The organism is Bacillus sp. EB V-12 (genome assembly GCF_056158125.1).
Map to the genome: position 1 here is coordinate 1 of NZ_JBUXJL010000005.1, position 15,056 is coordinate 15,056.

The following is a 15,056-nucleotide window of genomic DNA, read 5'->3' on the forward strand; positions in this document are numbered from 1 at the left end:
GTGTAGTTTTCTAGATTATCAGGCAAGTGGGTAACCAGTTGGTGACCCACCACTGGAAGTGCTGCCTTAATATGTTTGCAATACTCGGAGATAGGTAATTTGTTTCGTATACAAAGCGCTGAACCTAGTAGGACAAACCAGTAAAGACCAAATTGCAGAGCTGACGTGCTCATCTCAATTATTTCTGCAAAGCTAATGTCTGTCCCAACAAAATGTGGCGAAGAAAGTGCCGAAAGTTGATCTTCAATTTGGTCAAAAGCCTCCTTGGGGCCAGAATATACAAGATATGCGCGATGTGTGCCAATATCGTGAGGATAACAAATAATCACACTTTCAAGGGCGATAGCGCCTCTGTCTTTAATCATTTGCTCAAAAATTTGGGCTTGAGTTGGGGTTGTTGTAGTAGTGTTTACAATGATTTTTCCTTTGATAGCTTTCGATTTGCATTGTTCAATAACCTGCATTGCTATCTTATGATCTGGTAAGTTTAACAGAACGAAATCGCAATCTAGAGCGTCATCCAATGATAATTTGAACGTAGCTCCTTCAGCTACAAATGGCTTGGCTAGCGTGGGATTTTTATCGACAATGGTAATAGTATGACCTGCTTTCATAAACGCGCGAATCAGAGCGCTTCCCATAACACCACAACCAACTACAGTAATTTTTGACATAAGCGACCTCCAATATGATTTATTCAGTCCACTTGGACTAAATAAATCATATTACTCACATCAAGTTTCGTCAATGTTTTTTGAACAATCAAAAAATCACAACGTAATATTTGCTAGCACAGCATCTATTCTTGACTCATCTATCTTTTCGTGAAGTGAATAAATAAGAAGCCCATCAATAATGATTAAAACTGCTTCTGCCTTATATACCATGTGATCATCCTCGCCTCGATAAATCTCTTCCAAAACACGTTTGATAGACTCTCTCCAATCGTTATAAACATTTTTGATTGCAGACCTTATTTCCGTATTGTATTGACCCATAGTGCTTATTTGCGTGAAAGCCCACGATTGTTTTTGATGACTTATCAAAACCATATCTTTGATGAAATGTTTTACTATCGTTTGTGAACTTTCGTTGAGATTGGCTTTATTTTGTTTATACTTTATGTACCAATGCTCAATCTCCGTTTTATATGAAATAGCAAAAAATTCGATATAAGCCAGTAGAAGTTTCTCTTTTGTATTAAAATAATAGTTGATTTTTGAATGAGCAATTTTGGCCTTTGCTGCGATATCTCGCATAGAAACCTTTAGAAGAGGCTTTTCCTCTAAACATTGCTGAAGTGCATGCAGTATTTCTTGCCGTACCTGTTCTCTGTCAACAATAAGTGGCATATCCTTCCTACTCCTTTTCTAATTTGATGTGCCTGATATCTTTTTCCAATCGATACCTCAACACATGAGATTATAGCACATTATTGACCTGTTCGATCTTGAGCATTTTTGCTTTTAGATCCCCATCAATCCAAGATTATATAACTTTAATTCCATGTAAGTTTTTTTCTTTTTTTTAATATCAGTCCGATTTATTTAAAAATAGGAAAATCCCCATCACCATCCACTTAAGAAATTGATTGTTGTTCAAAACGAAAGAATTGAGCCGAATTTTCATGAATAATTGTAAAAAGTTGAAATTTTCGTTATGGGAATAATTAAAAAACCTTAGGTTGATGGGCATTGAGCGGTACCCCTTAAAGGCTGAAACATAGCTGCATAACTATTGAAAATAAACATAAGAAAGACGTTCTACTCCATATAGATAGAACGTCTTTTCACTTTATCTCATAACATATAAAGATTTTTCACTTACTTAAATCACATTGTACTTAAAAAATCGATAAATTCATCTTCATTTACAGGTTTACTGTAGTAATACCCCTGAATTAGATAACATGCATTACGCTGTAACACTGTTAATTGTTCCTTCGTTTCTACCCCTTCTGCGATCACTTTCATGTTTAAAGTATGTGCTAGTGAAATAATGGTTTGTATAATTTCATTTCCATCCTTAGAAGTTCCGATCCTGTTAACAAATTCTCTTGGAATTTTCAAGGTATCAATTGGATACAAAGGAAGATACGCTAATGAGGAATATCCTGTACCAAAATCGTCAATTGATAAATGTACACCATATGATTTCAATGCTTTTAACTTCGATAAGGTTTCTTTTTCATCTACCATTGCTATTCGCTCTGTTAATTCCAAATCAATCGAATTGGCGGGTACTCCTACCTCTTCTATGGTAGATATGATTGTTTGAACAAAACCTTTCTGTTCAAACTCTATAGCTGATAAGTTTATCCCCATCTTTAGATTTACATAGCCCGCTGAATGCCATTCTTTCAGTTGTCGACACGCTTCCTGTAACGTCCATTTCCCAATTGAAATAATCTGCGAAGTTTCTTCCGCGATAGGTATAAACTCAAAAGGTGAAATTAGCCCTAGCTCTGGATGTTGCCAACGTATTAAAGCCTCTGCACCAATAACGATACCCGTCTTACTATCAATTTGTGGTTGATATAATAAAAATAACTCATTATTTTCTAATGCATTCGGTAAATCCTGTTCTAATCGCAATCGTCTTGTTATTTTTTTTGATAATGTCTCGTCATATATGCAAACAGCATTGTTACCTTTTTCTTTTGCACTATACATAGCAATATCAGCATGTTGTAAAAGTGTAGTAGTATTTATTCCTCCAAACGGATACACTGCTATTCCTATACTAAGAGTTAAGTAAAAACTATGTTGATTAACTAAAAATGGTTCTTCAGTTATACGAAATAGAGTTTCACATAACTCCAATAGCTGTTGCTCTGTGCGTTTATGGACAATGATCGCAAACTCATCTCCACCTATTCTTGCTAGAGGAATAGTCGGTGACAGACATGTCCTAAAACGTTTGGCAACTTCTTTTAAAACCCTGTCACCAATCGAATGCCCCAGTGTATCATTAATAGTCTTAAAGCGGTTTAAATCAATATATAGGAGTCCAAACTTATCCTGTGATTTTTGTGCATGCTTAATGGATCTATCTAATTCTTGTTGGAAGAATGTTCGATTTCCAATCTCCGTCACCATATCATGGAATGCTAGATAATTTATCTCATCCTGTTGTTGCTTCATCCTCGTTATGTCTTTTACCATTACATAACTTCCAAAAGTTTGTCCTTCTATCATAATAGGAACAATTGTGACATACCAAAAATGTATGTCCTTCACATTGTTATTTTTTACACGTAACTGTAACGAAGACGAACTACATCGTTTCCCCTTCTTTATAGCCGCCTCCAATTCAGTTTTATCTTCATCTAAAAAAATAGAGAAGCACTCTTGTCCTATTAATGCAGCACTGTCTTCGCCTAATAACATACTTCCAGACTGGTTTATATTTAATACGATACCATTTGAATCAATTGTTAATATAGGATCTGGATGATACTCATATAAAGACTTAAATCTCTCTTGATTTTTTACCAAATCATTAGATTTGTTTATTAAATCCTTTGTTCTTTGAGATACTGTTTGTTCTAATTGGTTATTAAACACTTTTAATGTTTCAGTTAAATCTTTGTTTTGCATTCGTACGATTGTATGACGAATCAGTACAAATACAAAAGCAATACAATTTCCCGTAATCAATGTAGCTGAAGAAGTTTGCTCTTTCAAAGTAAAGCCAATTAAGACTGCAACTGCAAGATAAGGGAATATGACAAGAATTTTCTTTCCAAATGTCGGATTAATAATAAAATAATTTCTTTTAGAAGAAGCATCCTTTGGGATTGTAGCAGCAATAGCGATACATAATAGGAAAACTCTATACAAGCACCTTAATAATATAACTGAGCGGTCTGACAAATCATCTTGTAAGTAGAAATACAGATAGTCCGTAATAGCCAATCCAGTTAATACTAGGATAAAAATAAACAATTTACTTTTTGCATTGAAAATAGCGGGTCGAAAGATTAAGGTAAATCCAAGTAATAGAAGCAATAAATCTATAATCGGAAAAATAAATGATAGAAAAACATCTCCAATTGATAAGAATAAGATATTTGCAGAAGGCTTATTAAATAAATACCACTCTAATGTAAAAATAGCAGTAACAACAATACATAAATCACAAAGTAAATATGCTTTCTCCCATTTGTTACATTCCATCATGATTTTATAAAAGAACGCAAAGAGAAAAAAAAATAAGAAAAACAGTAGAAACACATCAGAAATATTAAAATTTTGTATTGGTAATTCTACATTAAGTACTTGAAAAGCGGATATGAAATTCCCTATCCAAAAACACCCTATTGCAATAGTAATGCAAACCCAGAATACTCCTAACTTAATTTTTTTGGATAATATAGAATACAGTAATGAGATAAATACAGTAGTTTCAACGACTAAAGATGATAGTCGGATATTAAAATCTGATACGAAATAATGATTCGGAAAAACAAATAAAAATATAAAGCAAAAGCTTATATAAGTTATTAAAGCCAATATCAATACATAAAATTGCACATATACATGTTTACGCAATGAACTCACCTTCTTAAATTTTTCTATACGTTTATTAAAAAATGTCTTGATGGTGGCACAAGTCCTACTAATTAAAATGTGTGCTACCTATTATCTATATTATGACCTTTTTAAAAGATTTCTTTCTACATACAACAGTCTTGTTAACTTTTTGTAGATGTTTACAGTTTTCAATATTGAGGATTCCAAAAAGGATCAGTTGAAAAATGTAGTTTTTTAAGTATTTGCACAAAATTTAGAGAGTAAAACTTATCTACTCTTTAAATATGAGATAGAATTTAATCCTCTATTGGATTATAGCTAGTTGCTAACTGTCACACTTAAAAAGGAATGAAAACATACTATCAATAACATAGAAATTCGAATTAGTTTACGAAACCGAATGTAACCATTATAGTTACAACTCAGACTGATGTCAATTTCACATTACTCCCCTTTTTATGGACAAAAGACATGACATTTTTAAAATTCAGTTCATACTTTATTTGCCATGATTCAAATGATTAATAAGTACTTATTAAGTATAGACGAAAGACTAATCCTTCCGATTAATTGGGAGATTTTTTATTCCCTTTTATGTAAGTTGAAATTTATTAATCGTTACATGTACCTAGCAAACGAAAAAAGCCTAATCTCTCTATAATACATTGAGAAATTAGGCTTTTTAATCGAAATAGTAAGATTCATAAAAAATGAATAATGTACATGTTAGGTTTATCTGTTAAAGCAGTAACAACCCTATTTATTAAGCCTTCAGGCATACATTCATAATTAGTATCATTCGTTTCATTTGATCCTAAAGAATCAATGAGTGTTTTAAAATTTGGAAATAAAACAAATGACTTTGAATCCTCCTATAATATAATCAGTTGCTGCTATGAATACTAGAACTTATAATATTATATCCCTTAAAAAACATCGAAAGACACCTTTGAGCTTTACAAGAGACAAAAAAAGAAGAGGGATCTCTTCCCTCTTCACCAATAAAATCGAACATATTTACAATTAAGGAAGGGCATACATCCATCAAAAGATGAAAGGAACAATAATAGTTCACATAGTGAATTATAACACAAAAACACTCCCATTAATAGATAATATTAACATTTATGGAATAGTTGTGACAAAATTGTTAAACATCTTAATATTAAAAGGCTTTATATGTATATAACCAGAAAACGGATATTGTAGGGATAAAATATAAGGGGGATATATGATGTTTACAAAAAAACAAAAATTAGTAACAGCCGTAACAACCTTAACATTAGGATGTGGATTTACTTTCGGATTAACACCAGCTTTTGCAGATTCCAATAAGTCGTCGGTAAGCGCTACACCAATTCATTCTATTCAGAACCAAGAACAAGAGCCTTTTACTGGATATGTTATTTCAGTAGATAATCATTACTTAGTAGTTGCTGCTACATCTACAAAGGACGAAGCACTTGCTTATCAACATGATTGGTGGGAGTTAGTTTCTCAGAATAAGATTTTAAGAGTTCCTATTTCAGGTGGTGCAGACTACACAATAGGTGATAAATTAAACGTATATGCAGTTGGTTGGACCGCATCATTACCACCAATTGCTGTAATGCCTACAATTGAAAAAGTAACTCAGTAGGTAATGTATAGCATGATTAGGGCATTATTCTTAGAATGATGCCCTTTATTTTACCAACGTTTTCCCTTTTAATAACTTTGTCTATTGTTAGATAAGAAAATGGTTGCACCAAGTAAATCCCACACCCTTTATTTAATAATCAATCTACTCCTTAAAAAAGAATACTGAATATAATAATAGAAAAACTCCACTCCCAAATAATATACCTCCTGATATTTGAAAAACATTCGTATAATTGTTTAACATAATATTATATGTCGATGTTTCTACATCACCGCCTAAACTTTGCACCCAAGAGTGAGTAAGGTTATTTGCAAAGTCCAAACTCTTCACAAGAAGTAAAATGCCGATTAATACGATAAATGTTAAAAACACATTACGTATTTTTATATTCTTCAAACAATTCACCCCTTTCCTACCATATTATCAAACTATGAAAAAGAATCCTGAATTTCAAGGATTCTTTTTCTTAACATTATATTAACGATATGTCACAAAGCATATTCCAACAGGTCTTAACGCTGTCCAGTCTCTAACTTTTTTATCACCAAACCATCCAGACTCCCATACATCAAAGCGATAACCAGTATATTCTCCATAAGCTCTAATCTCAGCATATCTTCAATTTGTATCAATTGTATTACTTTGAGTTACAGAATACTCAGCTGATACATTAAATCCTACTCCTGCTGAACACTTACACCTACACTTACATTCCATGAAGCAGCAATTTTTGAAGAAAAACTTAATGTTAAAGAACCTGAATTACCGCTTACTTTTTTAATACAGAACTTCCACAAGCTGAAATAGCTGTTTTATTTTTAAGATAATATGAAACTGGTGCTATACTTTGCGAGTAATTATTTTGATTATTTTCGTTTGATAGAGACCTTACAAAAGTAAGTTCAGCTGGTATAAGATTAGATGGTTTTCAAAATCATTCTCTTCTATATATTTTTTAACAATGTCTTGGTTTGTAATTTTAATAGTTTCAATATTATTCTCCAACGATACAGTCCTCTCAAACTCTTCAACAGAAACACTGTCCAATAGCTTATCACAACTATTAACATGAGGAGGTGCTAAAGGCTCTGAAGAGCTTTCTGCAAAACTTACTGAGGATGTCTGCAAAATAAAAATTAAACATACTAACGACGACACAAACTTAAAAAGAAAATCTCTTCTTTTCTTCACATAACCACCGCTTATGTGAAATTTTAACATAAATTAACCGTGCCTTTATGGATATTTTTGTAAACTTATTTAATTTTATAAATTTTTAACAGAACTTTCCGTAAACTAATAATTTCACTCTTATTATTCATCTGCATAGTTTATCAATATTATAATGGAATAGCATTTAAAAATCTCCCTAACAATATAAATCCCCCTTCTCCAATTCCCCTGAAGCTGAGCAATCCGTACATCCTTACTGCTCTTTTGTTTTTATCGTCACCTTTTCAAATCATCTTCATATGTTGTATATAGATATCTCCTTTCAAATTGCAATGATGCCTCTTTCAAGTCCTAATGTACGCCTTACAAAGAGCACTTTTGAAAAGTGCTCTTTGTACTTTCTAATACACTCACTCTATAATAAAGTAATTTTAATGTATGAATTGTAACTATTTGCACACACTATAATTGGAAGGCTTGAATCATTGTCATTGAAAAATGTTCAGCGCTTCCGCTCCTTAAGAGAACAGTCTACGCAACTGTTCTCTTTTCCTTTTTTTACAAATATAACAGGACAAGCATAGTTAACTATGCTACGATCAATTGCCTTGCAACATTCTCAACGTTCCCTCAACAATTTCTCAATATTTTTCATGGACAATAGCACACTTCCTCAACGTTATTAATATCTTAATATTAAATACTGAAGGAGGTGCTAGAAAATGACTTGGTTCATTATTTTAGGATTTATGCTTATTTTAAGTATAGGCGGCTTTCATACACATAGTATTCATATCATTTTCAAAATAGATTCAGATACAAAAGCTATGCCAAGTTGGTCTTTCGTTAATAAAATAAACTTTCGAACATTTAAAGAATTGTTAAAAAAACCAAACAGGAATAAACTCAAAAGCCTTACCATAGGAGAGCTGTTTATCCCTTTAAGTCTATTCAATAAATTATTTGGCAAAACATTAATTTTTCTAATCCTATTCTTCTATTCTCAATTCTTAAACTAAATATAATATGAGATGAGTAAAAGAATAGCAGTCACCGACCATAACAAACAACAGACCGCCTATTACAGACGGTCTGTTTTAAAACAAATTGACTATATCAACAGAATAAGGATGCCTTTATTATTCAGAATATTCTTATTATTCATGAAAAAAATCATAGTTAAATATAAACTATCCATTTCCTGTTATTATCAGATTAAGCCTTTACAGAGAAAAGGGGGATATTATGACTGTTCAAGAAAAAAGTAATAAGCAACTGATGGAATTGTTAAATGAATGGTATGAAAAAATTCGTTTGTATCATGTAAAAGAAGCAAAACAAACATATCTACAAGTAAAGGAAAGTTTAAAAGTAATAGAAACTGATCAATATTTATCATTTTTTTACTCACTACTGGATTTCAGATATAAAGTATTGGTAGATGGAGTGAGTATTACAAAAGATTCCTTTAAGAATATAGAAAAACTCCCTAATATTGAAGAGGATTTTTTATTTTTATCTTATTATTATCATTTCTTTAAAGCAATCCACTTTACAATTATAGCAAATTATACTGAAGCGAAAACACATTATGAAAAGGCGGAAAGGCTTTTAATTGATATACCTGATGAAATAGAACAGGCCGAGTTTGAGTATAGATTATCAACTTACTTTTATCAATCTTATCAACCATTTGAAGCGATTCAACATGTAGTAAAAGCCAAAAAAATATATTTGAACCATGTAGGATATGAAATTAATACTGCTTTATGCGACAATGTATATGGTTTAGCCTGTATAGATCTAAGAGAATTTGAAAAAGCGGAAGAATGTCTCAATACGGTTATTGATGTTTTTAATAAGCATAATGAGGAACATTTATTATTAAGAGCACGTTACAATTTAGGCTGGTTATATAATATTCAAGATTTATATCCATTGGCGATCCGACAGAGTTCTGAAATTATAAATAAAATACCGAATCATTTTAAAGCATTATTTGTCTTAGCAAGAGCATATTATAAATTAGAAGGCATTGAAACAGCTAAATCATATATCGAGTATGGAATAAACTATACGAATGAAGCAGGAAATGAGGAATATAAGCACCGTTTCGCAGTTTTAAATGAACTACTCACAGAATCACCTAGAATTAAACTAGAAAAAGTAGTTACTGATGCAATGTCTTATTTTGAAAAAGAAGAAATGTGGGATTGTGTAAAAGAATATGCAGAGATTCTAGCAATTCAATTTTATGAGACAAATAACCATGTTAAGGCGAGCAAATATTTCTACATTAGCAGTAATGCTGGTAAGAAACATTTGAAAAAAGGAGCGTTAAAGTGATGAAAAAAATAAAAAAAATTGTATTAAGTATGGTAGTAATAAGTGCATTAGCATATAGTATGAATAGTTTACATGCACCTCAACAATCTTCTTCTAATGGGGGAGATACACCAGCACCAACAATACCTAGTGTCTCTGTAGAAGTATCTATTGATTAACGTAATACATTTTTCTCACTTTTAAAAATCAGAAAATTCAACCTTTTAATAAATAAATATTGAATCCCTAGTCCGAAACAGCTTTGTTTCGGACTATTCACATTACTATACTTGTACCTAGGAAGATATACTAAAAGTTGACGAGATTTTCTATATATAAAAAACGAGCATCCTATCACCAAATATAGGATGCTCGTATATATACTTTTAGTTAATAAGATTTAAATCTATTTCTTAGAAAAATCATAATTCTATAATCATTTATCATGCCTACAATGTATTAGTTAGACTACAAGATTGCAAAATGATACCCACCCTTTGAACACCTAAAGGCGATGGGCTTTCTCGTTCGGAAAGGACTGTAGTTTCTTCTCTTTTTGAACTAAGGCCTTTAACTTTTTTAAACAAACGATTTCCATACGTAAACATTCATTTTCATCTTTTAATGCCTGTATAACCCCTTCAATAGCTGCATTATTTAACTTTGATCTTGTTTTTTCCATAGCTGAACCCCCTTTCTTCTTTTTATATAGGAATTCCACGACTTTTAAATCATATATTTCCCTTCATCTACGAACTATTCCAATAAATCCTTTAACACAAACAACTTATTTATTTATTTATTTCGTTTGTTTTTATTTTATTTTATTTCTCAAAATTTCAGATATATCTTTTGAAAAATCTACTGTATCCCTCCTATATCTATCTCCCCTAAACGAATCGTAATACATATTATACCCAAAACATTTATAAGCTTTAATCGTATTTTTAACAAAACCTACTTAATTTCAAACAGATATTACACTTTATTCTGTCAACTCCTCCTATATTGATAAATATAAAATATCTAATATATTTGACATTTCAATGACTTATGACAGGAAAATATATACATTAAATTAAACCTAATGTATCTTTGATTTGTAAGTCGTAGTTAGTTGGCCAACTTTCAATACACTTTAATAATTAAAAATAAGGGGGATTTAAAATGAATCAAGTATTAAGGAAAAGTAAGAAAAAAATGATGTATCTAGTCGGTTCACTTCTAATTTCTCTATCAATGTTTTCAACTACAAGTTTTGCAGCTACAGAAGGTGCTGTAAAAAGTGTTACAAATAGTAGCTATACCGGGATTGCAGCTGATATAAATCTCCCCAAATCGGTTGTTGTTAAAGATGGATATGTGAATTGGTATTTAGGTATTGGAGCATCTAAAGTTGAAGGCGGTATTTCAAAAACACCAAGTGGATATAAAGTATTTCTTAATTCAGGATATAATGAATCTGGTCAAAACAGTAAGTATTGGAACACACAATATGATACATCAATTAAAGATGGTGATCGAGTAAACCTTAAAATAATTAATAACGGAAATGGTACGGTTACTATGTATGTAAATGGAAGCCCTAGATATGCAAATCAGCCTGTATATGGCTCATTTTCTCAATACGAACCAGTAAAAATGGTTCAGGGCGTTGAAGATACTGGACGTAATTCTTTTAGCCAAGCTAGCTTTTCAAACGTACTTCTAAGAGCAGATACATCTGGATCTAACTACATAAGTTGGAATGGTTCAATTTCTTCCTCATTTTCTAAACACGGTACTTATAGTAACAATTTCACAGTTTATTCTCAAGTACCATTAAGCGCAAGTTTACGCTAAGGTTGTTCTTGTATACGAAAATTTTTTAAAAAGGTAGCTGTATGTACCTTTTGTACAGCTACCTTTTTCATACTTTAATTACAAAAGCGTGTCAAAAATAAAAAGATGAAATTGTAAGTATGTTCACTTCTCAATTTCATCTCTTCTAAAAATTGTATATCACCAATTCTCTTGTTCCTCGCTATTCTATCAAATTAATAGCAATACATTATGTAAGTATAGGTTTATACTATTCTACATTTAAATACATATAATATTGCCTATACTTTGTTATTTTCATGTGAAACTAATTCACTATATATCTCTTTCTCTATATTTTTTAAGAGAATTTCCAACCTATTTTTTGTAGCTAGATTAAAATGTGGATTTAATTCTTTTATTATAAATTCAAGTATCTCAAAGCTTATGTAATCTCCTAATTCAAGTGAATATTGATCACCCAAGAAAGTTTTTAATTTTTTAGAAATCTCCACTTTATCTTTTTTGGTAATATTTACCCCATCCGATAACAAACCTCTCTTAGATTAGTCTTAAATACTAATTCATACAGTTTTTATAGCATAATAAAAATATTTTAGAATTAATATAAATCAAATAATGAAATTTTTACAAATAAATAAAAAATACACATCATAATCACTAAACAATATATTATGCATCATAAACATATATTGGCTCGTCATAAAGGCGTAAACATTTTGACCAATTTCCACATAACGTTTCCCATTCACCAGCAGGATATACTTCCGTACGCAATATATGAAGTGGTATACGTAAATTCAATAACCGACCACTAAGCGTCGTACGAGTAACTCCCGCTGGCATTAAAAACTTTGCTTCAATTACCTTTTTCAGTTCCATCAACGAGTATTCTGGGTAACTCATCAATATTTCATTTGAATGAGGCCAGACCTCAGTATCATTTGAATGACGGCGTACCGTATACTCATGTTGATATAAGCCGACAATACGATGCCATATCTCTAAATGGGTAAATAAATCGCTATTTAAATCCCTTGCATATAAAAAATGTTCTTGTTTATTTGCTTCTGTAATTTTTGCAAGCAAACGTTTATTAGTAATAATCTTACCTGACCAAATTATTGTAGGTTCTTTCTTTAAATTATTTACCCATTCCCCCATTGGTAATAAATGATTCCAAGCACGAATTTTTATTTTTTCATCAGGTACTACTTGTACAGCAACGCGTTTACAACCTAATGCCATCATAGCCTTCATACGATGGGCACCATCAAGTAACAGATAATTACCATCACTAAGCTCAGATACTAAGGGAGGATTCCGTAAAACACCTTCGCTTTCCATTACACGACAAATTTGTTCCAATCTTTTGTGTTCATATGATTCATGAAAGCGGATTTGCTTGGGGTGTAAGAGATCTAAGGCCGAAATAATTTCACTCATAAAAACAGCTCCTCAAATAATTACATAAATTCTAAGCTTATCAAATAACTAATTTTCTATAATGATTAGTCGTGTTTACCGATATTTAGCAGCTATTAGACAATTATTTCAAACTGCGTTTTAATAATTTTACTAGTCTTCTAATAAAACACCAATTTCATTTTCCCTAGCCCTTTGATAGTAATAAGCAGCAATGGCTACATCAAATATAGCCATACCCATTGGATTAAATAATATTGCTTTGTCATAAGGGAAATTTTGCAGTGCTCCTCGGATTACAACATCAGCAATTGATACTGTATCTTCTTTTTGTAAACCTCTTTCAAGGTGCATCCTTTCAATATCAGTTTTTTCACGACAGACTTCTTCCCAATTATCAACAACTAGGGATTTTGTATATTCTAAGATATCAGGCTTAAAATCACGAAGAGAAACATTGAGTAGTAGCGCCCCATCTTTAGGTTTCTTATCAATATAACCTTCTGCAGAAACAGTACAAGTAATAAAAATATCAGCATCATTATAGGCTTCTTCATATACATTAACCTTTTGAGTTTTAGAATAAATTTCCCCAGGAATTAATTCGTCTTTAATTCCATTGATATCATATAAGTAGACACTTTCGATTTTATCGCCTAATAGGGCAGTTACCATCTTTAAATGCATCTGACCAATAGGCCCAAATCCAATAATTCCAACTTTAATATTATTTAAATCTCTTAATTTGGCAAACTCTCGAATCATTAACCCTGTAACAGAAGCTGTTCGTATTACACTAACCATTGCTGTATTAAGTGTCGCAAATGGTTTTCCAGTCATAGCATCATTTAATATAGTAACTGAATGAGCACGTTGAATACCTTTCTCAATATTCTTTGGAAAACTAGCTATCCATTTGATTCCTGAAACCTTAAATTCTCCTCCAATATAAGCTGGCATAGCAATAATTCTATTAGCCGGATCATCGAAACGTAAGTATGGCTTAATTGGCTGAGAAAAATCTTCTGAATCAAGACTTTGTACTGCCTTTGAAATGACATTTATTGTTTCTTCCCAATTAACACCCATTTCATTGATATGTTTAGTATTTAAATACATCATAATTGCTTCCTCATTTCTATATCATTTTTATAAAGAAACTAATTGATCTTCTACTGATTTTTGTGTATTAAGCCATTCTACCCATTCTACGTTGTAAATAGTAGATGTGTAAGCTTGACCATTATCAGGACATAAGAAAACAACATTAGGGGTATTTTGAACATCCCTATTTTCAAAATACTTTTGGATTGCATAATATGAAGTCCCTGATGATCCACCGGCAAATATTGCATGTTTATTAAATAGCTCATAACAACCTGCAACAGTATGAACCTCCGGTACAATCATTACATCATCAATCAATGCTTTTTTAACCATACCAGGTACCATACTGGCACCAATTCCTGGTATATATCGTTTACGAGGCTTATCACCAAAAATAATGGATCCTTGACTATCTACCGCAATAATTTTAATATTAGGGAATTTTTCTTTTAATCGTGTAGATACCCCAGCGATAGTTCCTCCAGTACTCACTCCAATGAAGGCATAATCTAACTGTTTAAAATCATTAGATATTTCTCCACCAATTCCTTGATAATGAGCTTCAAAGTTATCGGCATTATTATATTGATTTGTCCAGTATGCATTAGGAATAGTATTTAAAAGCTCTTTCACCTTATTTAAACGCGTTATTAAGTAGCCACCTGTTTCATCTCGTTCATCCACTTTAGCTACTTGATAGGAAGTTGCTCTCAAAAAACTCTCATAACTATCATTAATATTTGGATCAATAACTGGTATGAATTTCAGACCAATATACCTACAAAGAGTAGCAAGAGCAACCGCAAAGTTACCAGATGAAGATTCGATAATTGTAGAATTTTCAGTCACTTCTCCGCGACTTATTGCTGATTTTAAAATATGGTAAGCAGCACGCACTTTAACACTATTCATTAAATTGTGATATTCTAGTTTTGCATACAGATTAATCTTTTCATACTCTAATTTAATCATAGGTGTGTTGCCGATTACCCTTTCTAAACTTTCTAATTTCTTGAGCATCATTTGCT

General features: G+C 31.6%; 15 protein-coding genes. 5 read left to right on the forward strand and 10 right to left on the reverse strand.

Going from position 1 to position 15,056, the window contains the following annotated elements:
- From ACZDYH_RS17450 to ACZDYH_RS17460, 3 genes are all read right to left on the reverse strand, one after another.
- On the reverse strand, positions 1 to 674 hold a 674-nt coding region (locus tag ACZDYH_RS17450), incomplete at its 3' end, for an NAD(P)-binding domain-containing protein (RefSeq protein WP_474886719.1).
- Between the two features lie 96 nt (positions 675 to 770).
- Entirely contained in the window at positions 771 to 1,352 is a 582-nt protein-coding gene (locus ACZDYH_RS17455; protein ID WP_458894655.1) for a TetR/AcrR family transcriptional regulator, read from the reverse strand.
- Positions 1,353 to 1,832: 480 nt separating this feature from the next.
- The gene (locus tag ACZDYH_RS17460) at positions 1,833 to 4,553 is read right to left on the reverse strand and encodes a sensor domain-containing protein (RefSeq protein WP_142384931.1); all 2,721 of its coding nucleotides are present in this window, start codon (positions 4,551 to 4,553) and stop codon (positions 1,833 to 1,835) included.
- Between the two features lie 1,216 nt (positions 4,554 to 5,769).
- Between ACZDYH_RS17460 and ACZDYH_RS17465 the strand changes: the two genes are divergently transcribed.
- Positions 5,770 to 6,174: a DUF3221 domain-containing protein gene (locus ACZDYH_RS17465; protein ID WP_102956942.1), complete on the forward strand. Its 405-nt coding sequence runs from the start codon at positions 5,770 to 5,772 to the stop codon at positions 6,172 to 6,174.
- Between the two features lie 144 nt (positions 6,175 to 6,318).
- Here the strand turns inward: ACZDYH_RS17465 and ACZDYH_RS17470 are convergent, their stop codons facing one another.
- A complete protein-coding gene (locus ACZDYH_RS17470; protein ID WP_142384932.1) occupies positions 6,319 to 6,573 on the reverse strand; it encodes a hypothetical protein in 255 nt (84 codons plus the stop codon).
- A 492-nt stretch (positions 6,574 to 7,065) separates the two neighbouring features.
- Positions 7,066 to 7,368 carry a hypothetical protein gene (locus ACZDYH_RS17475; RefSeq protein WP_258009785.1) on the reverse strand — a complete coding sequence of 101 codons (303 nt, stop codon included), beginning with the start codon at positions 7,366 to 7,368 and terminating at the stop codon, positions 7,066 to 7,068.
- 704 nt (positions 7,369 to 8,072) lie between these two features.
- Between ACZDYH_RS17475 and ACZDYH_RS17480 the strand changes: the two genes are divergently transcribed.
- From ACZDYH_RS17480 to ACZDYH_RS17490, 3 genes are all read left to right on the forward strand, one after another.
- Positions 8,073 to 8,369, forward strand: coding sequence for a hypothetical protein (locus ACZDYH_RS17480; RefSeq protein WP_088021233.1), 297 nt, complete (start codon positions 8,073 to 8,075; stop codon positions 8,367 to 8,369).
- Positions 8,370 to 8,595: 226 nt separating this feature from the next.
- Entirely contained in the window at positions 8,596 to 9,696 is a 1,101-nt protein-coding gene (locus tag ACZDYH_RS17485) for a response regulator aspartate phosphatase (RefSeq protein ID WP_434714953.1), read from the forward strand.
- On the forward strand, positions 9,696 to 9,854 hold the full coding sequence (locus ACZDYH_RS17490) for a Phr family secreted Rap phosphatase inhibitor (RefSeq protein ID WP_082044991.1): 159 nt from the start codon (positions 9,696 to 9,698) through the stop codon (positions 9,852 to 9,854). Before ACZDYH_RS17485 ends, ACZDYH_RS17490 begins: the two co-directional genes overlap by 1 nt.
- A gap of 326 nt (positions 9,855 to 10,180) precedes the next feature.
- On the opposite strand, the gene ACZDYH_RS17495 is transcribed toward ACZDYH_RS17490, so the two are convergent.
- Positions 10,181 to 10,357: a hypothetical protein gene (locus tag ACZDYH_RS17495; protein WP_180985051.1), complete on the reverse strand. Its 177-nt coding sequence runs from the start codon at positions 10,355 to 10,357 to the stop codon at positions 10,181 to 10,183.
- A 485-nt stretch (positions 10,358 to 10,842) separates the two neighbouring features.
- On the opposite strand from ACZDYH_RS17495, the gene ACZDYH_RS17500 reads away from it, so the two are divergent.
- Positions 10,843 to 11,517 carry a hypothetical protein gene (locus ACZDYH_RS17500; protein WP_102956939.1) on the forward strand — a complete coding sequence of 225 codons (675 nt, stop codon included), beginning with the start codon at positions 10,843 to 10,845 and terminating at the stop codon, positions 11,515 to 11,517.
- 260 nt (positions 11,518 to 11,777) lie between these two features.
- Here ACZDYH_RS17500 and ACZDYH_RS17505 read toward each other — a convergent pair whose 3' ends face one another.
- The 4 genes from ACZDYH_RS17505 to sbnA all read right to left on the reverse strand — a co-directional run bounded on the left by ACZDYH_RS17505 (position 11,778) and on the right by sbnA (position 15,048).
- The gene (locus tag ACZDYH_RS17505) at positions 11,778 to 12,029 is read right to left on the reverse strand and encodes a DUF2164 family protein (protein ID WP_000947505.1); all 252 of its coding nucleotides are present in this window, start codon (positions 12,027 to 12,029) and stop codon (positions 11,778 to 11,780) included.
- Between the two features lie 139 nt (positions 12,030 to 12,168).
- Positions 12,169 to 12,942 carry a ParB N-terminal domain-containing protein gene (locus ACZDYH_RS17510; protein ID WP_102956938.1) on the reverse strand — a complete coding sequence of 258 codons (774 nt, stop codon included), beginning with the start codon at positions 12,940 to 12,942 and terminating at the stop codon, positions 12,169 to 12,171.
- Between the two features lie 132 nt (positions 12,943 to 13,074).
- Entirely contained in the window at positions 13,075 to 14,043 is a 969-nt protein-coding gene (sbnB, locus tag ACZDYH_RS17515) for a 2,3-diaminopropionate biosynthesis protein SbnB (protein ID WP_474886725.1), read from the reverse strand.
- A gap of 27 nt (positions 14,044 to 14,070) precedes the next feature.
- Positions 14,071 to 15,048, reverse strand: a complete 978-nt coding sequence (gene sbnA, locus ACZDYH_RS17520) for a 2,3-diaminopropionate biosynthesis protein SbnA (RefSeq protein WP_474886727.1) — start codon at positions 15,046 to 15,048, stop codon at positions 14,071 to 14,073.
- Positions 15,049 to 15,056: the final 8 nt, after the last annotated feature.